The sequence below is a fragment of the Rhodococcus sp. 14-2483-1-2 genome, assembly GCF_002259405.1.
GTDB lineage: Bacteria > Actinomycetota > Actinomycetes > Mycobacteriales > Mycobacteriaceae > Rhodococcoides.
Genome location: NZ_NPFW01000020.1, coordinates 115,442 through 140,054, shown reverse-complemented (window position 1 = coordinate 140,054; position 24,613 = coordinate 115,442). Strand labels below are relative to the sequence as shown.

21 protein-coding genes are annotated in these 24,613 nt (G+C 55.8%); 11 read left to right on the top strand and 10 right to left on the bottom strand.

What is annotated here, in order from left to right; translation table 11 throughout:
- Positions 1 to 17: 17 nt before the first annotated feature.
- A complete protein-coding gene (locus CH295_RS18075) occupies positions 18 to 251 on the bottom strand; it encodes a hypothetical protein (RefSeq protein ID WP_094741505.1) in 234 nt (77 codons plus the stop codon).
- Between the two features lie 36 nt (positions 252 to 287).
- On the opposite strand from CH295_RS18075, the gene CH295_RS27865 reads away from it, so the two are divergent.
- Positions 288 to 518: a hypothetical protein gene (locus CH295_RS27865; RefSeq protein WP_170945959.1), complete on the top strand. Its 231-nt coding sequence runs from the start codon at positions 288 to 290 to the stop codon at positions 516 to 518.
- Positions 519 to 859: 341 nt separating this feature from the next.
- On the opposite strand, the gene CH295_RS27860 is transcribed toward CH295_RS27865, so the two are convergent.
- Together CH295_RS27860 and CH295_RS27540 are read right to left on the bottom strand one after the other, a co-directional pair.
- Positions 860 to 1,027: a hypothetical protein gene (locus tag CH295_RS27860; protein WP_170945958.1), complete on the bottom strand. Its 168-nt coding sequence runs from the start codon at positions 1,025 to 1,027 to the stop codon at positions 860 to 862.
- Positions 1,028 to 1,673: 646 nt separating this feature from the next.
- Positions 1,674 to 2,219: a hypothetical protein gene (locus CH295_RS27540; protein ID WP_141217052.1), complete on the bottom strand. Its 546-nt coding sequence runs from the start codon at positions 2,217 to 2,219 to the stop codon at positions 1,674 to 1,676.
- 1,146 nt (positions 2,220 to 3,365) lie between these two features.
- Between CH295_RS27540 and CH295_RS27535 the strand changes: the two genes are divergently transcribed.
- The 6 genes from CH295_RS27535 (at position 3,366) to CH295_RS18035 (ending at position 10,523) form a co-directional block, all read left to right on the top strand.
- Positions 3,366 to 6,272 (top strand): hypothetical protein, encoded by a 2,907-nt coding sequence (locus CH295_RS27535; protein WP_141217051.1) that lies wholly within the window; start codon positions 3,366 to 3,368, stop codon positions 6,270 to 6,272.
- Between the two features lie 150 nt (positions 6,273 to 6,422).
- Positions 6,423 to 6,848 carry an amidase family protein gene (locus tag CH295_RS18055; RefSeq protein ID WP_141217050.1) on the top strand — a complete coding sequence of 142 codons (426 nt, stop codon included), beginning with the start codon at positions 6,423 to 6,425 and terminating at the stop codon, positions 6,846 to 6,848.
- Positions 6,849 to 7,023: 175 nt separating this feature from the next.
- On the top strand, positions 7,024 to 8,040 hold the full coding sequence (locus CH295_RS18050; protein WP_094741502.1) for an ABC transporter substrate-binding protein: 1,017 nt from the start codon (positions 7,024 to 7,026) through the stop codon (positions 8,038 to 8,040).
- Between the two features lie 31 nt (positions 8,041 to 8,071).
- Positions 8,072 to 8,881, top strand: coding sequence for an ABC transporter ATP-binding protein (locus CH295_RS18045; RefSeq protein ID WP_094741501.1), 810 nt, complete (start codon positions 8,072 to 8,074; stop codon positions 8,879 to 8,881).
- Positions 8,878 to 9,702 (top strand): ABC transporter permease, encoded by an 825-nt coding sequence (locus tag CH295_RS18040; RefSeq protein ID WP_094741500.1) that lies wholly within the window; start codon positions 8,878 to 8,880, stop codon positions 9,700 to 9,702. The genes CH295_RS18045 and CH295_RS18040 overlap by 4 nt, the downstream gene beginning before the upstream one ends.
- Positions 9,702 to 10,523 carry an ABC transporter permease gene (locus CH295_RS18035; RefSeq protein ID WP_094741499.1) on the top strand — a complete coding sequence of 274 codons (822 nt, stop codon included), beginning with the start codon at positions 9,702 to 9,704 and terminating at the stop codon, positions 10,521 to 10,523. Before CH295_RS18040 ends, CH295_RS18035 begins: the two co-directional genes overlap by 1 nt.
- Positions 10,524 to 10,560: 37 nt before the next feature.
- Here CH295_RS18035 and CH295_RS18030 read toward each other — a convergent pair whose 3' ends face one another.
- Complete coding sequence (locus CH295_RS18030; protein ID WP_252342092.1) at positions 10,561 to 10,851, bottom strand: type 2 periplasmic-binding domain-containing protein; 291 nt, start codon at positions 10,849 to 10,851, stop codon at positions 10,561 to 10,563.
- A 463-nt stretch (positions 10,852 to 11,314) separates the two neighbouring features.
- On the opposite strand from CH295_RS18030, the gene CH295_RS18025 reads away from it, so the two are divergent.
- Together CH295_RS18025 and CH295_RS18020 are read left to right on the top strand one after the other, a co-directional pair.
- Positions 11,315 to 12,931 (top strand): DUF262 domain-containing protein, encoded by a 1,617-nt coding sequence (locus tag CH295_RS18025; protein ID WP_094741498.1) that lies wholly within the window; start codon positions 11,315 to 11,317, stop codon positions 12,929 to 12,931.
- A gap of 78 nt (positions 12,932 to 13,009) precedes the next feature.
- Positions 13,010 to 13,801 carry a PIN-like domain-containing protein gene (locus CH295_RS18020; RefSeq protein WP_094741497.1) on the top strand — a complete coding sequence of 264 codons (792 nt, stop codon included), beginning with the start codon at positions 13,010 to 13,012 and terminating at the stop codon, positions 13,799 to 13,801.
- Between the two features lie 424 nt (positions 13,802 to 14,225).
- Here the strand turns inward: CH295_RS18020 and CH295_RS27530 are convergent, their stop codons facing one another.
- The 3 genes from CH295_RS27530 to CH295_RS18010 all read right to left on the bottom strand — a co-directional run bounded on the left by CH295_RS27530 (position 14,226) and on the right by CH295_RS18010 (position 20,482).
- Entirely contained in the window at positions 14,226 to 16,220 is a 1,995-nt protein-coding gene (locus tag CH295_RS27530; protein ID WP_141217049.1) for a hypothetical protein, read from the bottom strand.
- A complete protein-coding gene (locus tag CH295_RS28440) occupies positions 16,217 to 17,347 on the bottom strand; it encodes an AAA family ATPase (protein WP_288143193.1) in 1,131 nt (376 codons plus the stop codon). The genes CH295_RS27530 and CH295_RS28440 overlap by 4 nt, the downstream gene beginning before the upstream one ends.
- A gap of 867 nt (positions 17,348 to 18,214) precedes the next feature.
- The gene (locus CH295_RS18010; RefSeq protein WP_170945957.1) at positions 18,215 to 20,482 is read right to left on the bottom strand and encodes a DNA cytosine methyltransferase; all 2,268 of its coding nucleotides are present in this window, start codon (positions 20,480 to 20,482) and stop codon (positions 18,215 to 18,217) included.
- Between the two features lie 363 nt (positions 20,483 to 20,845).
- On the opposite strand from CH295_RS18010, the gene CH295_RS18005 reads away from it, so the two are divergent.
- On the top strand, positions 20,846 to 21,619 hold the full coding sequence (locus CH295_RS18005) for an 8-oxoguanine DNA glycosylase OGG fold protein (protein ID WP_094741494.1): 774 nt from the start codon (positions 20,846 to 20,848) through the stop codon (positions 21,617 to 21,619).
- A 174-nt stretch (positions 21,620 to 21,793) separates the two neighbouring features.
- On the top strand, positions 21,794 to 22,972 hold the full coding sequence (locus CH295_RS28120; protein WP_212556188.1) for a hypothetical protein: 1,179 nt from the start codon (positions 21,794 to 21,796) through the stop codon (positions 22,970 to 22,972).
- A gap of 177 nt (positions 22,973 to 23,149) precedes the next feature.
- Here the strand turns inward: CH295_RS28120 and CH295_RS17995 are convergent, their stop codons facing one another.
- The 3 genes from CH295_RS17995 to CH295_RS17985 form a co-directional block, all read right to left on the bottom strand.
- Positions 23,150 to 23,602: a hypothetical protein gene (locus CH295_RS17995; protein ID WP_252342090.1), complete on the bottom strand. Its 453-nt coding sequence runs from the start codon at positions 23,600 to 23,602 to the stop codon at positions 23,150 to 23,152.
- An 88-nt stretch (positions 23,603 to 23,690) separates the two neighbouring features.
- Positions 23,691 to 23,825 (bottom strand): hypothetical protein, encoded by a 135-nt coding sequence (locus CH295_RS28435; protein WP_288143191.1) that lies wholly within the window; start codon positions 23,823 to 23,825, stop codon positions 23,691 to 23,693.
- 248 nt (positions 23,826 to 24,073) lie between these two features.
- A complete protein-coding gene (locus CH295_RS17985) occupies positions 24,074 to 24,598 on the bottom strand; it encodes a hypothetical protein (protein ID WP_094741492.1) in 525 nt (174 codons plus the stop codon).
- Positions 24,599 to 24,613: the final 15 nt, after the last annotated feature.

Sequence of the window (24,613 nt, the reverse complement as noted above, 5' to 3'; positions counted from 1 at the left end):
GAACGTCGATGCCGCGGCTAGAAGCTGCTGTACACCTTGGGGCAAGCAAGTTCGGCGACCAGCACCACCCAGCTCTCCCCGGCCTTCTGCGCCAGCGCGTAGCCATCGCACGCGGCCTGTCCATGGAACCCGATCTCATTCTCGCGGCCGAACCGTTCGGCGCGCTCGACCACCAGATCCGGCTGGTAGTATTCTACGATCTTTTGAAGATCGTAGAAAAGCTCACATGTGGAATCCTGGTTATCACCCAAAGCAATTAGGAGGCGCTCTCCGATCGTGTTCTGGTGATGAGTGCGCGGCCCGGCCGGTTCATCGACGAGGTGGACAACGACCTTCCGGGCTCGCACACGGAAGCCGTCCTGGCCAGTCCCAGCCCCGAGGCTGTCGCGCTGCACGGACGCATCTGTTCGCGATTGCGCGACGAGGCCGACGAGGCCGACGAGGCCGACGAGGCCGACGAGGCCGACGAGGCCGACGAGGCCGACGATACCGACGAGACGATTAGCACTGAACCATGAGTGCGCCTACGCGCGAGACCGCGCGACCTCCGTCGTTCCCGGTTACACCCGACCCCTCGCTACCCAACTCGGCCTGCCTGCATGGGGCTCGACCAGCACCATCGTCGTCGCCTAATTGGTGGCCATCGACATCTTGGCCAGGTTCTTCGCCTCCCCGCTGAACATCGTGCCGGTGTCCGATATGTTCTTCACGGCGGTGGGCCCGCTCACCGATCCAGAATTCCTGGTCGACGCTCTGGGCAGAACACTACACATCATCCTCTCGCGTTCGTGCTCAGCTCCGCGCTCGGCGTCGCTGCCGCATACATGCTGTGACGGTACGACCTGTGAGACTAAGCTTTTCAGTCGAATCTCAACGTCAACAACACCCTGCCGACGTTCGCTGTCGACCGCATCATGGTGGTGCTCTTCGGTGCAGGCGTCACTCCCATCGCCCACCTGTCCACCGTCTCCGCGTTCGGTGTGGTGCCGGTCAATGCCTGCAGCGGATTCAACGCGCCAATCGTCACGAATTTCGGCACCACGCTTATGCTCACGCGGTGACAGGATTTTCGATCGCTACTGCTTTCCTACGCACTACCCAACATAGACAGCAAATATCAATCCAACCAACTTCGGCGAGCGATCCCAGCGCAGCGGATGACCATGCCGGTCGTACTACACCATCGACGTGAAGGTCTGCTGTAGTTGGAATGAGGGCAATTAATCACATTGTAATTCTATCGAAACAAATACGTCGCTTGCGTCAGGGGTAATGAATCAAAAATCAGGCGCGGAGCCTCCTGATCATTTTAATCAGTCCGAAACCCAAATTTCCGATTACGGCCGTCAGAAATATTGTAAACACCCAAGTCAGAAACATAATCGCTTTGAGCGGATCATAGAATCCAGCAGTGCCTAATACGAAGAACTGACCCACAATTTCTACGATTGTTGGCAACAAAATAAGACTGATCCCAGAAACTGCGACGAGGAGGGGTAGAACTCGACAAAGAAGGACGTTACGAACTTTAGCTGTTTGCTCTTTCCTGTCCTGAGGATTTATTTCCGCACGAAGACGTATCGTATCGCTTAGTTCACCATACCAACTAGAAAATACTAAACTAATCGACGCGACGAATAAGCCGGACGCGGCAAGCAAGTTCGAAATATTACTCATATCAAAATCTCGTTGACAAGTTTCGAGTACGTCGATTTACGCATGGAGTAGGCGGCAGCGGAGCCAGGCACTTTCGACACGCGGGACAACGAACCATCATGCCGTGCAACTCGTTCATTGAGCGCTTCGATCAGATCCTCCGACTCACATTGGAACGTTCGCGAACCGTCACCATCAGCCGATTCGACGGAACTCCCGACCACGACTCTTAAAGAACTATTGATGGCCTCGAACAACTCATACTGGTACTTTGCCCGAACGGCACGCAAAAGCGACCGACTCTCCGATGTAGTTGTCTGAAAAACCGCACTCACTTGCCCAGGCGAAGGAATCGCACCCTCGTAGACGTGGCGTACAAGAAGAAAAAGTCTGAACACTCTGATGTCGGAACCTCTAGTGAATACGCGCTGCCCAAGCATCATTCGAACATATTCTTCCTCCGACGCCTTGGACACCTTTCCAAGCTGAGCATCCAAATCGCTTTCGACACATCCCATAGCGCTCGACAACTGCGTCCGTTCTGCGGCACTTAGTTCCATCATGCGGTGTAGCCTACCGCCAATGGACCGCCGATGATAGCAACCTGCAGACTAGCAAAAACCTAGTAACCTGGTTAAGTGCGAGGCCGACGTAAAGTGATCTCCGCGCTCTGCCGCATCGGCCGCAGCCTTGATGAAGCGCGCCGAGTCGTCCACGTTGCGGATGCCCTGAGGGCCATTCCACCTGAGCACATGACTACAGGGTATTACTATGCGATCCACATTTATACCGTTCCAAGGATCCAAGTATTCGAGCGGCGCGGTGGCGACCCTCTGAATCGTCAAGCTCAAAGCTTCCAGAGCGCTACAGTTGGGGTTGCGATAGAAACACTCGACTAACTCCTGTTCCAGCAAGAATGAGTTCAAGGACATACTTAACTGCATACTCCAAAGCCGGATGACTCTTGAGGCCACAACAAGCACCTCGCTCTGTCGACTATCTAAGTCCCCGCAACACTCTAAGAAACTGTCATCAAATTGGCAAGAAAGATCGTCCTGCTCACTCCCCATCAATATCGCTCCGTCGCTAACTCGTGCCGGAATGATATTGACTGAGAAATTTGCTGATCTCAATTCGATCTTCAAACCACTATCCACCGCAACATAGCTAGGGAACCTAACTTCAATCATGGGGAGCAATTCTTGGACTATTTCTTTTCGATGACGGTACCGTTCTTGATCGAAACAAACCAAATAGTCAGGGTCCGAGAAAACTACTGAAGTTCCTTTTGCGTACGAACCGACGGCCCGGAATCGTTCGGCCCCCATGTACACTTGGAGTCGAAGATCCAAGTATTGGCCTTCGGCAGCGTACCAACGGCTCGAATCTGTACCACCTCGATATACGTTGGCTAACCCACGGAGGTAGTCGTAGTCGGCTGTCACATCAATTCCCCAAATCTTTACCTGTCTATCAAACCGGTTCTCAGAACCAACTGACTGATGTCAAACGATTATCGCGTGATTCGACTAGTCACTGTGACGCGCCACCGGCTCCCACCTACCCTCTTAGCGCCGCCATACTGCAGGCGCAGAACTCTGCAGAGAACGACAAACAATCATCTCCCTCCTGGTCACTTAACGCACATTCGTACCTACCGCAGCCGCATTCGACCAACGAGCCTGGACTCGATGGTGCATACTACCGGCGTGGCAGACTATGCGCTAGAACGACTTGGTCCCAGAGATTTCGAGCACCTGACCCAGGCCATGCTACTGGCACAAGTCGGTCCTAATGTAGAAGTTTACGGTGATGGACCGGACGGCGGCCGTGACGCGACCTTCCACGGCGAGTTCGTATGGGACGATGACGGTCAAACACGCTCGTGGTCTGAAGTCACCGTCTTCCAGGCTAAATTTCTACAACGGCCTGTCTCACATCAATCGGATTTCCGTTGGTTGAAGAAACATATCTCCAACGAGATTGCAGCGTGGGAGAAAACCAATCGGCACGATGAAAGCATAGTGCTTTCTGAAGCTCCAGTTCAAAATCGAAGGTTTAAATTCCAAAACATACTTTTCATCACAAACGTGAAACTTACTCCGGCCACCAGTGGCACTCTAGACCGAATGACTGAATTTTTGTCCAAATTGATCGAGCACAAGCCGATAAAATCTATTGGCGTGTGGCACTACGACAAGTTGTGCAGAATTCTGGATTCTTCTCCTGCCATTCGCGGCGCGTACGCCGGATTGATCACTCCAGGCGACCTTTTGGCACGCTTACATCTCACACTACCCGAAGTCAGAATCGTCGACGTTGGGCTAATTTTAATACAACACGCGCGAAATTCCTTGGCCGAGGACCAGGCCATACGTCTAGGTGAGTCTGGCGATCCCGAGCATGGACGCATTCTAATTCACCAGATTGCGATTGACCTGAAAGTAGATTTTCTGAACGGTCATGGAAGCTCCGAGGCAGCAAAATTGGCGATTGAAACAGGAAATCAGCGATTCATCAAGAGGAAAGATGCCGCTGCCGAGATGCCAACCGGCTGTACGCATCTTTTAATATTTGGCGGGCCCGGACAAGGCAAGACCACAATAAGTCAACTCATTACATTGGCCTATCGATTATCATTTGCAAACGACATTGAGCCGTCAATGCGGGTTGAGAACTCAAAATTTAGTAAAGAAATAGAGTTCTTTCGTTCTGAACAAATACCCCTACCGACTAACAGAAGGTGGCCGTTCAGAGTTGATCTAGCAAAATACGCCGAAACAAACGGCGATCCGACTTGGACGCATTTGATTAAGTGGTGCGCCACATTGATATCCGAACGGGCAATATTTGATGTCACACCAACGCAACTCTTGAGCTGGCTGAAACACTGGCCTTCCGTCTTTATATTTGACGGCCTTGACGAAGTCGTGTCATCAGACGCGAGGGAAAAGGTAGCGACCTCGATTAATCAACTTGAGGACGATGCGCGGAGTCACAATTTAGACTTATACATAATAGTCACGAGTAGGCCTCAGGGCTACAACAATGAACTTTCACGTCTTAGTATGCAGCAAGTTACCCTATGTCCGCTTACTAAACCTGTGAGCATCTCGTATGCGCGTCGTTTGATATACCTGCGACACGGAAACGATCCCGTGTTTGCTTCCGAGATCCTACGACGGTTCCATACCGCTAGCGAGTCCAAGCACACTTCCCGATTGCTCAGCACTCCGCTGCAAACCACAATACTCACACTAATTTGTGAAGACTCTGCGAGAGTTCCACAGTCCCGATGGGAACTTTTCAATCTCTTCTACGAGACTCTGTACAAGCGCGAGTCCAATAAGACCGGCAGCGTTGGGCACCTTTTGGGTCAATACAAGCATGATATTAACTATGTGCACGAAGCAGCTGCACGCTGGATCGAATTTGCTTCCAACGATTCAACGCGTTCGGTGGCATCGATCCCGCGTACGGTTATCAAATCAATAACATACGACCGCTTGCTGTCAGAAGGCCAACCCGTCCATGTTGCGCGCGATTTGGCGGCCGAAATTGTTCGTGCCACACTGGAACGTCTGGTATTCCTTGTCCCAATGGCAACAGATTCGGTGGGATTTGAGCTTCGAAGTCTACGTGAGTACTTAGTAGCTAGATCAATTGCGTCCGGCGACGGCGACATAATCATCCGCCGTATACGACTTATATGCAACCATCCCGATTGGCAAAATATCGCGCTTCTTGCGGTGGGCAGCATCTTCTCAAATCGACAGGAATTAAGGGGACCGGCAATTGAGGCAATAAGGGAAACTCAAGCGATCTCAGACGTGGATCTGCTTTCACCTGCAGGCAGCAGCATTGCTTTGGAACTAGTCGCAGACAATGTTGCAAATAATACTCCAAGATATCTTGACCTACTGTTCGATCACGCGCTTCAACTGCTAGACCACCCCGTTCATCATCCACAAGGTTTGCGATGGTTGACCGCTACGCTGGCTATAGCCTCAAGCATGGACGGGAAATATGTTGCATTGACGAAGTTCAGGATTCAACGCAACCTAGGACGATCCATTGAGGAGGCTGCAACAGCATGGGGCGTACTGGCATCCCTCCGTTCAACCAATATTCCGAGCCCCCTTCGTGACGCGGCTATCGGCTTGGATGAGTTCGCAGCCCGCCCTAGAAGCAGAACTGAGATCAACCTACTGAACATTTGGAGTGGGGAAGGGGTCCCCAAGCTGCCTCTCGCTAACACGATCGTGTCGAGGTCCCTTAACCCCATTAGACCGTTGAGGTTGACTGAAATTTCTGGCACTCATGAACTTCAGTTACTTCTGGACGAGCCCGGAAGCTTCAAAGTTTTGCAAGTTGGAGAACCAGACGCTAGTTTTTTGATACTCCCAACCGACTGGTCTGCCGGAGCCTCGTTTAGAGCTAACGTCTCATCGGACCAATTTCGCCATGTCGCTCTACATTTGGACTCAACTTTGTGGTGCATTCGAGTAGCAATCGCATCGGTGCTGTATCAACGTGATACCAATTTTGATGTTTCGGTCTTGTTGACTGAAACTTACGAAGAGAACCCCATTCATAGAATTGAAGGCGAGACATAGTTTGTTGCGCCCTTACCGTTTTACCGATGGACCGGGCTTTTTTGCGTCTTTTTCTAAAGAACTCGGCTAGCAGGTCCCCGATAGTCGGGCCACCGCGTTCCAGATCCACAGTGTGGGTAAGTTTCAGTCGATCTCGCAGCCCTCGACTGGTTGAAGGTTGTAGGCTCCCAACCCGCTACCCGTGAGCGAATCGCGTTGGGACTGAGCATCTCCGAGGCCGACCGCGCCCGTGCACTCATCGACCGAGACCGATTCCGCGAGGCCATGGCCACCACGTTCTCGACGGTCGACGTGGTGTTGACCCCGGCCATGCCTGTCGACGTTCCCCCGAGGGACGGGGGTGACGACGTGGTCGCGCTCTCGCGCCGGATGGGACAATTCACGTACCCGTGGTCTCTGCACGACGGTCCGACGCTGGCCCTGCCGGTCGGCTTCCACCCGCCCTCGGGCATGCCGGTGGGAGCTCAACTGACGGCTGTATTGCGCCGTGAGGGCGCACTTTCCGCCCTGGGTGAGCACTACCAGTCCGTGACCGCCTGGCATCGGACAGTACCGCCACATACATCAGATCTTTAGCCGAGCAGCGCGACTCATTTACGCCTTCAATGCCCAACGAGGCCGTCTTGACGCCCTAAACATCTTATGTTTAGGTTGAACACAGTTGTTATGTACGTCTCACCATGAGTGCTCGTGCGACAGCCGCCACTCCCACTTCGGTAAGCGCTACGCCGATCATCCAGCGAGGACGCAGATGCATTTACGCCGAGCCACGTCCATCATGGCAGCACTGACGCTGTCCACTGCATTGGTGGCCTGTGGATCCGATCCCGGTCCCGACGCGGACCCCGCCAACCCGGTCACGATCGACGTCACCGTCTCGGCAGCGGCCGAAATCTACAGCATCCCTTGGCTTGTCGCCCAGCAGCAGGGACTGTTCGAGAAGCACGGTGTGATCGTGGAGAACATCGTCCCGGGCAAGGGCGGCAGCGCGACCATGCGCACACTGCTCGACGGCAACATCCCCATCGGTGAAGTCAGCTACCCGTCGATCGTCCAGGCGGACGCGGCCGGCTCCGAGCTGCGCATCGTCGGCGGTGGCACTCAGGGGCCGTACCCGATGAATTTCTACGCGCTCGCCTCGAACCCCAACATCAACTCCATCGAGGACGTCCGCCGGTGGGCCTACACCCGCCCCAACTCGGCCTCCGACGCCCTCACCCGCCTCATTCCCTCACTCGCGGGCGTCGACCCGAGCCAGATCGAGCGGGTTGCCTCCGGCGGAATCGGCGAAGGCTTCGCACTGCTCGAAGCCGGCAACGTCGATATCGCCCTCGTTCCCTCCATCGTCGCCGAGCAGCGACCCGAGGACTTCAAGCTGATCGTGAGCAGCCCCGACTACATGTCACGGTTCTTGCAGTCGACGATCACCACGACCAAGGACTACGCCGCGAGCAACCCCGGCGTCGTACGAGCCATCAACGCCGGCTACACCGAGGCGGTCGCGTCGATCGAGGCCGATCCTGTTGCGGCTGCCGAGATCTACGCGGCATACACGGGATTCGACGTCGAGTCGGCCAACGCAGTGGTCGAACGCGCGTCCTCGGTCGGCACGTGGGGCGGCGGATTCGACACAGCGTCCGTCGAATCCGCCCAGGACGGCGTGGAAGCGTCGGGGAGCAATCGCGTACCCAATTTCTGCACTCTGTTCGACCCGGAGTTCCTCGCCGAAGGAGTCGAGAACGATGTCCCCGGCGACTGCGACTCCTGACAGCATTTTCCCACCACCAGAAGGTATCGACGTGACCCACGCAGCGACTCGACCCCGCCCCGACACCACCTCTGCCATCGCCGTCTCATCGTCGGTGTCGCGGCGCTTCGGTGATGTGACCGCCCTCCACGAGATCGACTTGTCCATCGGTCGAGGCGAATTCGTCTCCGTCGTCGGACCCAGTGGCTGCGGTAAGTCCACTCTCCTCGAAGTGTTCGCCGGCCTACAGGATCACGACGGCGGCACCGTGTATGTCGACGGCCAACCACTGACCGGCCCTCGGTCCAAGACAGCAGTGATCTTCCAGGAATCGGCGACGCTGCCCTGGCGGACCGTCCGCGACAACGTCGCGTTCGCTCTCGAAGTCCGCGGCGTCGGTAAGAAGGAACGTCGGTCCCGCGCCGACGAGCTGCTCAACACTGTGGGACTGAGCAAGTTCGGCGACCACTACCCCACCCAGCTGTCCGGCGGTATGCGCCAGCGGGTGGCGATCGCGCGCTGCCTGTCCATGGAGCCCGACCTCATTCTCGCGGACGAGCCGTTCGGCGCACTTGACGAGCAGACGCGGTTGGTCATGTCGTACGAGCTACTCAAGATCGTCGAAAAGCTCACGTGCGGAGTCCTGTTCATCACCCACAGCATCCAGGAAGCGGTACTGCTGTCCGATCGCGTGCTGGTGATGAGTGCGCGGCCCGGCCGATTCATCGACGAGGTGGACATCGATCTTCCTCGCCCACGGTCCGAGGACGTCCTGGCCAGTCCCGACGCTGTCGCTCTGCACGAACGTATCTGGTCGCGGCTGCGGGACGAGGCCAAGAAGACGATGAGCATCGAACCATGAGTGCCCCCACGCGCGAGCGCACGCGCGCATCCGTGGTCCCCGGATACATCCGGCCTGCCCCCTCCAGACAACTCGGTCTCCCCGCATGGGGATGGACCGTGCTCATCCTCGTCGCGGCACTGGTAGCCATCGACATCTCGGCACGGTTCTTCGCCTCACCGCTGGACATCGTTCCGGTGACCGACATGATCTCGACGTCACTGGGTCTTCTGACCGACCCTGACTTCCTGATCGACGAGTTGGGCCGAACGCTGGGCATCATCGTCCTCGCGTTCGTGCTCAGCTCCGTACTCGGTGTCGCCGACGCCTACGTTCTATGGCGGTACGAGCTGTGGGACAGAGCGTTTCAGCCGTACCTCAACGTCTACTATGCCGTCCCGACGTTCGCGCTGTACCCCATCATGGTGGTGCTGTTCGGTGCCGGTGTGGCTCCGATCGCCATTCTGTCCACGATCTTCGCCTTCGGTGTGGTGGCGTTGAACGCACGCACCGGTTTCAACTCGGTATCGCCGATCGTCACCAAGCTCGGCACCACACTGATGCTCACGCGGTGGCAGTACTTCCGATCGGTTCTACTTCCGTATGCGCTGCCGAGCATCGTGACCGGACTCAAGCTGGGGCTCTCGTACGCCGTCATCTCGGTGTTGGCCAGTGAGTTCATCCTGTCGACGCAGGGTCTGGGCCACTTCATCTCCATTGCCTACGACGGGTTCGACATCGCCGACATGTACGCCGGGATCCTCATCGTGGCACTGATCGCCTTGCTCTCGACCTCGCTGATCTCGCTCGCGCTCAACCGATTCGATTGGAGGCGCCGCTGATGAGCAGCACCTTGGACAGAGTAGCCACCACACCCACCGCTCCCCCAAAGGTCACCTCGTCCGCAGGCCGTACCAACGCCCGACGGTTCCTCCCTCCTCTGGTCGTGGCCGTCGTGGCAGTCTTGATCTGGTGGGTCGCGGCGGTTCTGGTCGACAGTCTCATCTTCCCGACGCCTGCCGAGGCCATGGCCTCACTCGTCGAGGACCTGGGCAAGGCAGACTTCCGCGCCAATGTCGGTGACTCGCTGCGCATCCTCATGCTCGCGTTTCTGGCCAGCACGGTCGTCGGTTCGCTGCTGGGCCTTACGCTGGGACTGAGTCCGTTCTGGACCCGAACCATCGCCCCGATCGTGTACTCGATCAACAGCATTCCGAAGATCGTGCTGTACCCGATCTTCCTGTCGTTCCTCGGAATCGGCGCATTGAGCCGGTTCGGGTTCTCCTTCTATGCCGCCTTCATCCCGATGTTCCTCGTCGCAGTCGAGGCCACAGCATCGGTCCAGAGAATTCACCTGAAGATGGCGGCGTCACTGCAGGTGAGCTGGCCCAGGTTGATCCGTCAGATCGTCATTCCCGCGGTGCTGCCGGCATTGGCAACCGGTATGCGGATGACCTTCGGCTTGGCGTTCCTGGGACTGCTTCTGGCCGAGATGTTCTCGTCGTCCAGTGGCATCGGATACGAACTGCTCCGCAACGTCAGCCTGGTCCGGATGGAGAACATCATGGGCACGGTTGTGCTGATCCTGGTGATGGCACTGCCACCCACGATTGCCCTGCAGTGGCTGGAAAGTCGTATCACCTCGAAATACGGCGGTCGGTAACCGCAATAGATCGGCGGACGTCGAGCGCTGCGGCCCGTTACTCGAACGCTATCCCTACGGCCGACCGGACCAATGCCGATACCGCTGGCGATCGGACTCCGGCCGGCCACTCAATGACCGTCGTGATCATCGGCGCATCGGACACAGGCACCGCCACATGCTCGGGCCACTGCCACGCCCGACTCGACGCCGGAATCACCAGCAGCGCCTGACCCTGCGCGACCAGTTGGGCAATCTGCGATTGAGCGCGCACCTCAGGCCCGGGCCCCTTCGGATAGAGCGCCGGCTCGGCGTCGCTCTCCTGGATCGGAATGTCGCGGAGTCGCACTCACTGCTGCCGGTGCCGTGCTCCTGAGGGACGCCGCGGCAGCGCTCGCTGCACCGTCGCAACGGCAGCGAGCACGAGCCGCCGGTACCAGAGTCAAACTGGTGACCAGAGCCGGTGCATCTCACGAGCTCCTACGGCGCGTTCTCGAAGCACACCCCGCTGCCGTCGATGTCACGTTGTGTGAAGTCGGTGAGCACGTAACGGTGTTCGTGCGCCTCATTTGTGCTTGGACGTTCGGTTGCCCCCTCAACTACCGTTGTCGCCCGCCGATACGACCTGACACGCAACACATCATGTTTGCGTCCAACTTATCCAAGACTTACCGCCGTTCACCTGAGTCCACACAGCCTAACGCGGCCGCTGCACCTTGAAAGACGGAACCAACTGTTTCGCAGGTCCAAGAGGAGAACGGCCGTGGGGCCAGTTCCCACCCAAAGGCCGGCGATGCAGTTAGGATCTCAGCATGGAGACCCCGCTCAACGCATCTTCCAATACCGCCGGAGCGTTACTATCAGGCGGCCGTTTTTCGGTGCCTCAATTCCAGAGAGAGTACGCCTGGGAACGCGACGAAATTAGTGAGTTTTTCGATGACCTATCCGGCGCGCTACTGGAGGACACATACTTCCTTGGCCTCATAATCCTAACTGGTGACGGACCAGAGAAAGATATCGTAGACGGCCAACAGCGACTACTAACCATTACACTTCTAGCTGCTGCGCTATATCACGAAGCTAAGAAAAATAAACGACGAGCACTCGCCGATCGTCTACAATCCACTTTCCTGAAATCGATCGACTTCGCATCAGACGAGGAACTACCGCGTTTGAAACTATCCGCCGAAAAAGACGATCGGACACTTCAGCAAATACTTCTTAGACCTGCGTCAGACATCGAAAGCCCCGATATCAATGACGAATCAATTTCCGCTCACCTAACTTCTGCATATCGTCTGCTCACAAAACGAGTCGAGGAGAATCTGCGACCAGATCCATTCAAACGACTTGGAATTTGGGCAGATTTCCTAACCAATAAACTGTACTTAGCCAGCTTCGTCCACCCAGATCCGTCTTCAGCATACCGCGTATTTGAGGTCGTAAACACGAGAGGTAAAGAACTAACAACAGCAGATCTTCTCAAGAGCTTCATTTTGAGCCAGACACCCGAAAACCAAAAAAATGATCGTTATCACGAGTGGCAACGCCTAGCTGCTTCCTTCGACAGTGGCGCACCGACCACATTCGTGCAGTTCATTAGACACGCCGTTACCACGCGCGAAGGTCATGTACTGCCTAGAGACTTGTACGACGCACTTGCCGGACGTAGCGGATCAAAGCCAGTCTTAACGCCAGCCGCTCTCATAGAGCTTCTCCAAGAGTCCTTACCCGCATACCTCCAAATGACGGACCCTACCGCCTCAGGGCCTGTCACCCAGGACCAGTTAGCTGTGTTTTCAGTCTTTAACAGTCTAAACGTTCTATCTATTCGCCCTTTGCTTTTAGCGCTACTGTCTACGCCAAATGCCGTCGAAGGGATGCGAGAACTACTCCGACTCGTGGTTCGACGAATAGTAGTTGGCAACCTAGGCACGGGAAATGTCGAGCGAAGATTCGGACAGGCGGCGCACCGTGTGGCACAAGAGGGCGTATGGGAACCGGCGCTAGAGTCATTGTCAGATCTGAACCACGATCGAGAGGAATTCAGGTCGCAAATACAACGGCGGTCCATGAATAAGAAGCTTCTAACAGTCATTCGACGGTCCATTTTGCAACAAACAATAACGCCCAAACCAGACGGCTATCTTTTCCTAATAAAACCTCGCAGTGCCGAATGGAGCAGCGACGACGAAGACCGCGCAACTTATTGGTCGTCGACTATCGGGAATAGCTTCCTCGCCGATGAGGAACGACGTCCGCAGAACAGCTCGACCTGGGCTGGGTTCAAAAAGCACCTTTTACCACTAGCCGCCGATGGCGAATGGACACGCACGCTCGATGAATACAAAGCATGGAACATAGACTCGATTACCGAGGTTGGCGATTTGCTGGCCGATGAGGCCGCAAGCATCTGGTACACCGTTTAGCAAGCACAATCATCGCCGAAAAACCACGAAAAGGCAGGAAAGTTGACAAGCCCTACCGACATACTACACAACGAAGCGATGACTCTAGTCTGGAACGTGTTGAACAGAAACCACGACGCCGATTTCATGAGTCATTTGTATAATGCAATTCAAAAAAGTGAATCATTTAAAATAACCTCTGGCACCAACTTTGCAATTGGGTTTGATACGAATGCGATATTCAGAGTCGGACTTAACGGCACCAAGGGGGCCGACGCGATTGACTACCTGCGGACAATCCATAATGGACCAGTAGTCTTGCCGGGCCAATGCGTGCAGGAGTTATGGAACAACTCGTTAGCAGCCGTCGAGCCGCAAGCCAAGAAAATTAGTAAGGCATTTGCCAATCTGCAGAACGAGACAACCGGGATACACCAAGCCTTGGGAGCCGCAGGGCAGGCGGTGCAGGACGCGGTGGAGAACCTTCTTATTGAACACAAAGACTGGGTAGACCCGGCTTCCCACGAAACATTTGCTACGACCCTCGAAGCTCTGCTCGACGTAGCGACATGTCAATTCGTTCCCCGATCTCACTTCTACAGTCTCTCCCAGATAAGAAAAGAAACAAAAACTCCACCGGGGTTCAGAGACCATTCAACTAACCACGGGGACTTTTTCGTGTGGGCCGACTTCTTGTATTCCCTTGCCACCATTGACACTTCCACAAGCACGGCAACTGTATTCGTCACGAATGACGTGAAGACCGACTGGTCGCGAAACGGAGTGGCCCACCCAATACTAGCCTCGGAGGCAACCTCCGTGACGGGAACTCCGTTTGTCCTCTGGACAGTACCTGATTTCCAGAACTACGTGAACGAACTTAGCACCTAGGATTTTGCAGACACTCTTTGGATGATCAAAGATATCTGTCCAAGGCGTAGGCGATGGCCGCTTCCGCGCGGTCGCAGCGTAGGGACCCTCTCGCGCTTGAACCCTTGTGTCCAATCCACGCTCTCGTTACGCCATACGACCCCACGAGAAGCCACGCTCAACCTCCATCATTGTGGCCAGAGGGTCGGTGCGTGCCTTTAGTGCGGAGATCAGCATGTACCAAAAACTATGCGCGGAAATTATTCCATAGCACCCGAAATATAATACCGAGACTGACGCAAGAACACGACATCACTTTCGAATATGCACAATTACAATGGCAAGCAGTCGAAACTTCGATTCATGTAAAAACTGCACTCAAGTGCATTTAGCCTACCGAAGATATGTGTCCGCCAGTTCACACACACTTTCTATAAGACGATTGCTACTCTGCTACCAGGCACTTGAAAGAACGGGATAACGTACCATTGACGACTAAATCACTTAATGTATTTTTCCAAAGCGACTTGCCAACCAAACCGTAATGAGCAGAAGGTCGACGCAGTTCGCGATTCATCTTTCGCCAACCTGGTATTAGGGCCTTTATTTCATCGCCACGCTCGTTACTCAACCAAGACGCGAAGTAAGCCGAAGCCTGATGCTCAGGGCTACCAGCACTCTTCCGGAATCCGCTTCCCCACGCGGCACAATCCACAAGGGCGACCAGTTGACCGAGCATAGTATACGTCGCTGACCCTCCGGTGATCTCATTACAAAATCTGCCCAGCCAATGTTCAAGAGCCGAACACATTCCAAGAACTGGCCCAGAAAAATCATCTCCCTCTTGCAAAGAATTTCCGACAACGAACGCAGTCGCAAGTACTGTTTGGAGCTCAGCCGAAAGACAGGCCCAGCTATCGGCACCAAGTACAATCTCCATAAACGTAAGGCCGCCATTTATGTCAATTTGTGACGACCGACCTAGCTGCAGAAGCTGTTGCACCGCCGCTGCGGCTCGCTCCTCGGCCGTACTTTCAGGATCGAATGATCCGTCACTGCCAGTATAGGAAACCGAAGTTAGGGGTATTGGTTCTAGGTTTAGAAAATTGAGCACGGCCATCGAAATCTCCCGGAACCCAGCGGAAGATCCCTCAGGGTCACGAGGGTCAACGCGGACAACAGAAATTTGACCCGGCGGAGTACTTCTTGAGTCTACCAATCGATCAATGCGATAGTCCCCGTCCGGCGCATAAAGCACCAATATTGCGGTTCTGGGACTTAGCTCGTAATTATCTAGATAGCCAATCATCTTGTGAATCTCTTCGCCCGGAAGACCTGATCGCTGACGAAGCTTCGGATCAACGAGAATAGTAGACCTAGCTCTGCTTGCAGATGTCACTTGAAGCACGATGTCCGGTATACCGGTAAGGCTTCTGCCAGTCTGCCGAATCCAACGCGGGCTCTTGTCTGTGCTTACGCTCTCGATAGCACGTTGAAAAAATATTGATACAGACCCCCCGAAATGCCTGATCTCGTATGCAAGGCCGCCATTCTTCCAAGAACTCGACAGACTAACGCCATCAACAGCAAGATCACGAACCAATGCATCTTTAATGGATGACAAACACCAGATTTCAAATAGCCGACGATCAAATTTGTGATCGTAGAAAGACCACTTTATTTCGCCCGGTTCTAGGGTTATACCTTTTTGGAGGGATTGAGAAAACCAGTCCAGAAACTCCGTATAAGCTTCGACATTGGGAACTTCTCGACGACGCACTCGACGACGAGAAGCGGATATTAACCCCTCGATGTGGACTTGATTGCGGATACCGGCCAGCTCCGCACGACAATCAGTGAGGGGGTGCATCGATTGGAGTCTGCGAAGTCGCACATCGAGCTGTTCAGCGTACTTTCGCTCGGTTGAACTAGCTAGTGCCCCACTCTTGATCGCCAACTTACTCAATTCGATACGCATCCAACGCAAGGCCCAATACACGAGAACGTTCTCGGGTGTGACGCCAAACCGACTTACCACGTGGACTGGGTACGCAGGCGGGCCGTCGCCTGCGTGTGCTCGCGAACGAGCCCACCTTGGCAGGTCTACGCGCGCCGACAGGTATCCACGCTGCTCGGACTTTATAAGGCCATATTTGAAACTACACTTTTGAGCCACTACGCTTACAATTCCAATTAGTCTTCGCGCAGCCGCTATCGCGACGCGAAACTCTATTCCATAAAACTCATCTTCATTGATCGCCGCGGACGGCTTACCAAAAATCTCGCTATCTACTAATGTTGCCGAGTCAGCAGAGAAAAATTGGTTTAACACGGGCGCGCAGTAACGCACTGCTGCAATCCGGCTCTCGACAGTGAACCAGCCCCCGGAAACCAATTCAACGGCGCTCTCGCCGGCCTCAGAATCGCTGATCAGCGTCACAGCGCATAGGGGTTGTAGATGTGCTGCAGCGCCCGAACTGACTTCGGCAAGCCGGAATCTTCAAGGATCTTTAGAAATGCATCTAATTGCACTTCTGACAGATTCTCGAACTGAGCTACGAGTCGTTCTGCGACAGCCGCATCTAGACGGGCGGACATATCTTTTTCGGTTCCGCCAAGAACCAAATACTTCATGACATCGACAACCTGGGCACTTCCGACCGGCCAACCACGAACTTCGCTGCTGCCTCGGCGTAGTTTCGCCACGACATTTTGAACTTGTAATTGCATAACCTGAGCATGCTCTGTCGCTTCCCCAGCGAATCCAATTACAGAGGTGGGTCCCTTCCCAGTAACGTAGCAACGGTCGTACCATTCAATAGCCTGATCGTATGCAAGGGCCACTTCGGGCCCCACCGCACCTGCAGGGCTCTGGTCTGGAGCCGCTGCTGGAATTGTCACAAAGGAGAAGCGTCTCTTTAACCCTTGCGAAATAGAATTCACATAATTTGTGTCAAGATCGTTCATTGTCCCGATTATTCGGAACCTCGCTGGCACCCAGAGCCGTCGAGCATCTGGATCGCGCTCAAACCACAACTCCAAGGGTGTCTTGGACAAGTGATCGGGGTCCGTCGAAGAAAGTAGGGTGTATAGAGACCCTATTGCTTTGTCTATATCAGCGCGATTGAACTCGTCAATCAGTAACCACACTGCTTGATGATCGTGTTGCGTGGACGTCTCCGTCCGAACGACATCAGCGCATGCGATCGCAGCTCGTGTATACGCACCGTGAGCAGGCTCTAAGCCACCACTTACGTTTGGAGCTAAACCGCCCACTACGTCGTAAGTCGACCATTCGCTCGTAGCGGTAGTCTCATACGCAATAGTGTCGAAAGCGCTTGACAAGATACGAGCTAGAGTCGTCTTCCCGGTTCCAGGGGGACCCTGGAGAACTAGATTTCCGACCAGTAGCGCGCTAATACAACTATCGAGCAACTCATCCAAGTTATCGAAGTGGAGCGAACTGTTAGAAATTAGTTCTTTACACCGTTGAGCTATTTTCTCTACATCAGCAGACCGAAGGCAATGGCCAGCAAATTCTTGTGTCCATAACAAGGACTCCGACATGTTGGCTTGCTGTTCAGGCTGAGGCACCCATGGTAGATCCGGAAACGCCTTCTCGCTATAACTCGACATCTGGAGCGCTACTTTCCTCAAGGTCATGTCTTGGATACTTCAAAATATGCTCGTACATGTTACGCAGATTTTTGTCGTAACTTAACCTTCTGGATAATGATAAACCGCTATCTGGCGACTCTAAGTGATCGGGTGATCCGACATGCTCAAACAACCCGCACTGTATCGCAAATTTCCTCAGCGGAGTATTTAAAGCCTCTCGAGTCAGCGACAACTCCGGCTCAGCGCCCAAAAACCCTGAGGACGAAATTTTGACTAGTTTTTCGGGGTTTTGCCTCAAATGCGTCACTTGGTCGTATATTCCGTACGGATTCCAGTTCCACGCACTATCGCGGCTGAGGACAGTTACATACTCGGCGTACGTAAGAACACTTCTTGACTGAGAGTCCCTAGTCAAGAGATCAAGAGTGCGAACCAACAGATCCAGCAGATTGACTTTGACGCCAAGAGCCTTGGCTGTGGAGCTGAAATCTCCGCTCGATGCGTTAGGCATTGAATACAGCCACCCGCTGCGAATGGCTAACCACTCATACGCGGCCGTAGGATTCTGGTTGTAGAATTTAAGGTAGCGTTCACCGATTGAGGTTACCTCGGCACTGATACGCGGTCCTTTTACTACCCTCCAAAGTAGGCGCGCATCATTAAAGGTTTCGTCCTTCCTCTCCGATGAGTTCCCGGTGCTACCACTTTGATTCTGGATTTCAACAATCAGTGCTGCGATTCGCTGTGCCGTCTCTAGAGCAGTTCGCCGGAACGCGTTCCGAGGATAATAATTTAGTCTGAGCAGGCTTTCAGCCGTCATTGTGCTAACACCGGCCGAAGAGACGAACCGATGGCGTGCCCAAGCGTAGGTGGTACCGCATTTCCAATCTGTTTTCTGACAGCGGCCTTGGTTCCGGAGAACAGGAAGCTGTCTGGAAAGCCTTGCAGCCGGGCGGCCTCGCGTGCGGTGATGGAGCGGTTTCGGAAAGGGTGTACGTGTTCACCTCGACTGGCGCTATCGAAGCCACCTGTAAGCGTCCGTGCTTGCCCATACCAATCCAACCTGCCAAAGACATCTAGGTGTCCATCGTAATTGCGATGACAGTTTAATTGAAATTCCTCAGGGATTGCAGTCCGACCCTTGCCCATATCCACGAAAGACATCCGGCGAACATTGAGCTGGTTTTCATTGGAGGCCACATGGTTACGAAGCCCCGTGGGCTTCTGAGATAATCCTGCCAATTCTTCACCAATTGTGGGCCACCTATTTGAGCTAAGCGGCTTTAGACCTTTGAAGCTGGAGACAAACTCCTCGTCTATCGATATCAGAACAAGCCTTAGTCTAGTTTGCGCCGTGCCAAAGTTAGCGGAGTTGACATCGTATCTAAATGTTGTAAAACGGTTCGCTGACATTAGTTTTAGATAGTATTCAAGCGACTGCTTTCCCCTTGGACTGTCCAGGTAAGCGACGTTCTCCAACACTACCGCTCGTGGCCGTTGCGCTAGCGATAACGCAATTTCACCATGGCGCTTTACAAGTTCATTGCGGATATCGTCGTTGTCACCTCTCCGTTGCTGAGAGAATCCCTGGCATGGAGGTCCCCCCGCCACGATGAACGGCCGATCTCCAACGGCGTTATCGGCAAGTCGAACGATTTCGTCTTCTCTCAGGTCAAGAACTTCCGCGAGTCCAACATTCGTACGATAGGTCGATACTGCGTCTGGATCTAGATCCGCCGCGAGAGCGGTGTGAAAACCCGAGGCGTGAAGACCGAGAGAAAGCCCACCTGCGCCGCAGAAGAGATCGATTGCCAGCGGTTTAGACGATCTAGCCCTCGCGTCTTCCTCTACACTCTGATCCCTAACGCTAGCCGCATTGATATTATCCTTCACAGTCAGGAGCGTTTTAGAGACTGGTTTTAGGAAGTTCAAAACTGCATAAGCTAACGCCCGCGCAAACATTGGTGGCACAGCTTCGCCGATTTGCCTGTACTGATTGGTGAATGGGCCCGAGAACATATAATTTTGCGGAAATCCCTGAAGTATTGCGGCCTCTCGAACAGAGATATTGCGATCCTGTTCAGGGTGTAGAAACCGGCCACATGAGGGCGTGCTGCTCTTTGCAGTAATAGTAATGGCAGGTGCATCCCATCGAAGTCGGCCGTAGACATCGGAGAAGCCCTGCGTCGCGGATGTTCGCATTTCAAGGTGGCACGCGAGCTGGTCGACCTCTGACAGATCTCGCATGTCGCCACCGTCGTGGGGAATCTTTTGGATACGGTCAAGAATGCGCGGTGTGTGCTTTGGTGCCCTATGCCATGGATCGTGCGTGTCCGTCTCTCCTGAGTCGAGCTGAGGTAGGTGTGCAATTGCGTCGCGAACTGTACGCATTTCTTGTTGAGTTTGAATTGGAGAGGGCATGACGAAGGCATCAGTGCTTCGGGTCGCGACCACCACGGCGCGCCTACGGCGCTGGGGCACTCCATACAATGCGAGATCAAGAACCTCTCCGTGCACTTTGTATCCGGCACCCTCAAATATGGATTTTGCTCTATCGAAATATTCTCGGTATTTTCCGGAAATCATCTCCGGTACGTTTTCGATTACAACCAAATCAGGAAGATGATCAACGCATATTTTCGCGAAAGCGGCAACCAGGTCGTTCCTCGGATCGTTGCGTGGGTCCTTCTTCCGATGGGCGCTGAAACCTTGGCATGGCGGGCATCCAACAAAGACTAAAGGTGTATCTTTAGAGCGAGTAGCAAGTTGCGGCATCAAACGCGACAACAACGATGGATCGGCAGCCAGATCCCGTACATCGCGATTGAAAGTAGGAATGCTTAGATTGAGACTGAGCGTGTCCAACGCTCGCTGATCGATGTCGATTGCACCTATGTGGTTAAACTGAAGAGCACTCTGCCGTGTCGATTGGAAGCCACAGGACATCCCGCCCGCGCCAGCGAAGAAGTCGATAACGAGTACCTGGGTCGCCTCAGGGTACGACTTTTGGTAGCTTGCACCTCGGCGGCGAAACTCTGCATGCACGGGCGTGCCAGGAGTCGCAGAAAGGTTGAGTGCTGTCACCGTGCTCATCCTACGTTCGTACTAGGTTGCGGACTGATAGACGCGCCGGAGCGAGTCGACCATGTGGTTGGGCTTGACTGTAGTACAGGAGTCCGACAGGTCGTCGACCTGCGCTTTTACAGACGTCGCCTACCTCGTGTTCATCACGCGCTGTCGCCTGTCCAGTAATAGCTCTGTGCGTCCCGTCATCCACCGAACTCGCGGCCTGAGCAGGTAATGGTCGCATTGTTGACGTTTGAGGCTGATAGCCGCTCACCTAGATGATGTGCCTTCCCAGACAGAACTGCGCTCGACTGAGCACCTGCAATTGTGTGTTGGCGGGATGCGGACGAGTCTGTCGGTACCCGATGCTTCGATGGCGGTATGTCACGACTCGACGAGGGGTTTCCGCCTCCCACGGCCTGTGTGCAGTGGTGTCAGCACCGCAGTTACGACCTACATGTCCTCGACGACGGTGTGGAGGTGGACCTGGATTGGTGGAACGGCCACCTCGACCGCGCAGGTCACGATCTTCGACTGCGCGGCCGCAACCTCGACGGCGAAATAGTCGAGTACGGCGGTGCCACCGTGCAGCGCAACGATCTACGGATCGGCACCGATCTGGCTGTAGGCGAACACGATTCGCTCGGACTGCTGTTCCTCTGCGCAGCCTGGCAGGGCAGTCACCGGCACCGCAGAGCGATGCGGCGCTTCCCGGACGTCATGAATCCACACCTCAGCCGTCCCGACGAGAACCCCGTCGCCAAGACCCTCGCTGTGCTTGAGAGCTGCGTACGCAACCGCGTCGTGCCCGACCATCCGAACTCGACCTGGTCCGGCTGGCCCGATGCGCCCGGCGTCGGAATGTCCCTGATGGCCACGTTCCTGTGGGCAGTCAGGGCGTCGGTCTACGGCGGCCCGGCGCAGCTGATCGACCAATACGGTGTCTCGACACTTATCCACGAAGGGTGGCTCGAAGATCCGTCCGTCACCGGATTCACCCGTCGACGCTACGACCGCTACGTCGAACTCATCACCGCATGGGCCACCGACATCGGCACCAGCCCCGACCTCGTCGAAATGTGGCTCGTGCAGCGCTGGAGCGCCCGATTGAACGAAGCACGACTCGGTCGCTACACCGCGCCCACCTTGTTCTGAACTGCCGAGCCCGGATCGATGACCCTCGAACGGGCCAATGTTCTTCCCAACGTCGATGCGCGAGTCTCCCAGCGCAGTGAGACGACCTCGGTCGTCGGCTACGTGAAGACTGCGCGACAGGGCCCGTCAGACAAAACCGTTCACGGTGGGTGCGGCCTATGGCACTGTGCAGGGGTGGATGCTCCCGACAAGCCAGCCCATACCCAGCATGTGGTGCTGGCCATGGATCACGGTCAGTTCTATCTCCGTGGCGGCGAGGCCGATCCGAGTGAAATGACGCTTCTGGAGCGGGCAATGGCCGTTCGACCCAGTGCCGGTGACGGTTCGACGGTAGTGGTGCTCAGTCCGCACCAGAACAACTTCGAGATGCCCATCGACATCGAAGTGTTCGGCACACGCCCACAGGACGACGAGGCCGGCTGGCAGCAGGTCTGCGAAGAACGGCTCGAAATCGGACCTGATGGCATATTGCAGATCGACTCGACTCCGATGAGTTCCGTCGATTGTTCTGTCCCGCCCGGCCGGTATCTGGTGCAGATCGCTGGTCGAAATTTCGTGAACTACGGATGGCCGGGCAGTACGACGCCCGGTGACGAGTGGCGCGTTCGCTTGTGGCCGGACGACGGCGTGGAACCACGCCCCGCCGTTCGCTGGAACATGCCCGGTTACGGAGTCCCCCCTGACACCGAGCCTCCCCAGGAACCCGAACCGGACGACGACCGTCCCGCTTTCATTTGGCAGTTCGCCAGTGACAGTGAGCCCGGTCGGTTGATCGAGCGCAGCGAACTCGACGCCCGCGCCGCAGAACGCCGCGCGGCTGAGTGGGGTGGTGACCCGATCCCGCAGGTCTCGACCTACAACGGTGGCCAGGGCCTGGTTCGGCTCGACAGGGATCTGGTCGTCGACATTCTCGAAGCATCCGAGAACACGGCGCGCTCCATTGCCGTGTGGTGCGCCGAAGCAGCCACCGACCACGCTCGTCTGTCTACCGCATCGTGGGTGAGTCCCGCTCTTGCCGCTCTTCGCGAAGGCCGCGCGATACCCGCGCCGTTCGACGAAATATCCAATATCGGTCTGGCGTTCGCTCAGCTGAATTCGGCCGAGCAGGAAGCCAGCGACGAAATCTCCAGCTCTGCCAGTTTCGTCGGGCAAACATCTCTGTCGACAACGCCAGGAAACCCCTACGATTACCCGACAAGCCCGCGGCACATGGCGATACCGGCGCTCTACAGTGCGCAGGACTCCGACCCCTACCGCGCCGCGGTGGAGACCTTGCACCACGCATCAGCCACATACTCCGTCACCGCGGCTGACCTACATGCCCGACTCAAGGAGGAGTTCTTCGGGCACTGAAACTTCAACACAAGCCGACGACGCATTCTTGATGGACCCAACAACGCCGAAACTAGTTGAAAGCGCAACTGGCGGCGGCTTCATCAACATCACGTTGCGCACCATACAGGTTCACTTCGGTTGCCTCACAGACGATTCAGACAGCGCACTTCTGCACCAGCTGAGCGTCGATACGAATCACGGAACGAACAGCACACCCAACCCGGGGATCAGAGCGTTCGACGCATCGGGATTCTCGCGGTCGTGGGTGACCGTCACGACTACTGGCCCTGCACCCGTCTGAGCCGTCACCTCGAGGGGCAAGCGGTATGCCTGCGGGCCACCCTGATTGGCAGGTTGAGTCCGATCGATCTCATCGTTCCAGTGCCGCAAGCCGGCGGAGCCCACTTCACCGGTAGACAGGTTGCGCCAGTTGACCGTCAGGTGCCGGTACGCGAACTGGTAGTAGTACGGCCGGATGTCGGCAGCAGCGAAACGCACCTCACCCGGCTTCTCACCCACCGTTGCCTTGATCGGGATTGTCTGGATAAGTCCGCCGGGGACCCCTGCCGGGACGAATTCCGGACCGGTGACGACTGGTACCAGTAGCTCGGACGTAGTGGGCGCGGCCGTGGCCGTACCTACGCCCACCCCCAGGACCAGTGGTACCGAGAGTGCTAGGGCTACTGCGACATTTCGTATCGAGCGCTGCATTGCGTGCCTTTCGTGAGTTGTCGGATCAGGGAACGAGCACGAGTCCAGCGCCGGGGAGAAGGGTGTCGAGATACGGAGAGCCCCGTTGGCCGCCGTTCGAGTAGTCCTTGGTGTGCATCACCGTCACCACGACAGGACCCGGTCCGGAACTCGCGACCACCTCAGATCCTGCGAAGGCTGTTGCGAGGCCCGGCGAACGCGACAGATCTACACGCAGCGGTCGGAGTCGGCTCCTCCGGCCAGATTTACACCACCTCAAGACGCTCAGTTCGGCGAACATCGTGGAGCAGCACGGCCGCGGAGACTATCGAATCGCCGCCAAACGAGTTGTGCCGCGACTTGTCTCGATGCTCGCCGCCGCGGATATCGCAGGCGATCTGGGTACCTGACCGCCTACAACACCGCGTGTCAGGGTACGAACAACACACCCAACCCGGGGATCAGAGCGTTCGATGCCGGCGGGGCTTGCCACTGCTCCCGATTGTGAGTGACCGTCACGACCACCGGGCCCGCCCCGGTCTGCGCGGTCACTTCGAGAGGCAGATTGACCGGATATCTCGGCTCCGCGTTGATCGGTAGCGATGGGTTCTCGAGGGCTTCCCAGTGCCGCAGATCGACCGCTCCGACGGCTCCGGTGTCGAGATTGCGCCAGTTCACCGTCAGGAAGCGGTAATTGAACTGGTAGTAGTACGGCCTGATGGTCGCGGCCGCGAAGCGCACCTCACCCGGCCTCTCACCTACTGTCGCCTCGATCGGAATTGTCTGAACGAGTCCGCCTGGGACACCGGCCGGACCGAACTCCGGCCCGGTGACGACAGGAACCAGAAGCTCGGACGTCGTGGGTGCCGCCGTTGCCGTGCCAGCGCCGACACCCAGAACCAGTGGCACGGAGAGCGCCAGCGCAACTACTCCGCGTCGTAAAGATGTTCGCATTGGTTGCCTTTCGAT

Bases quoted from the DNA above. Each gene is read 5' to 3' on its own strand.
- CH295_RS27865 (WP_170945959.1), top strand. From the start codon at position 288: ATGAGTGCGCGGCCCGGCCGGTTCATCGACGAGGTGGACAACGACCTT.
- CH295_RS27540 (WP_141217052.1), bottom strand. From the start codon at position 2,219: ATGATGGAACTAAGTGCCGCAGAACGGACGCAGTTGTCGAGCGCTATG.
- CH295_RS18050 (WP_094741502.1), top strand. From the start codon at position 7,024: ATGCATTTACGCCGAGCCACGTCCATCATGGCAGCACTGACGCTGTCC.
- CH295_RS18040 (WP_094741500.1), top strand. From the start codon at position 8,878: ATGAGTGCCCCCACGCGCGAGCGCACGCGCGCATCCGTGGTCCCCGGA.
- CH295_RS18035 (WP_094741499.1), top strand. From the start codon at position 9,702: ATGAGCAGCACCTTGGACAGAGTAGCCACCACACCCACCGCTCCCCCA.
- CH295_RS18025 (WP_094741498.1), top strand. From the start codon at position 11,315: ATGGAGACCCCGCTCAACGCATCTTCCAATACCGCCGGAGCGTTACTA.
- CH295_RS18020 (WP_094741497.1), top strand. From the start codon at position 13,010: ATGACTCTAGTCTGGAACGTGTTGAACAGAAACCACGACGCCGATTTC.
- CH295_RS28440 (WP_288143193.1), bottom strand. From the start codon at position 17,347: ATGTCGGAGTCCTTGTTATGGACACAAGAATTTGCTGGCCATTGCCTT.
- CH295_RS18005 (WP_094741494.1), top strand. From the start codon at position 20,846: ATGTCACGACTCGACGAGGGGTTTCCGCCTCCCACGGCCTGTGTGCAG.
- CH295_RS17985 (WP_094741492.1), bottom strand. From the start codon at position 24,598: ATGCGAACATCTTTACGACGCGGAGTAGTTGCGCTGGCGCTCTCCGTG.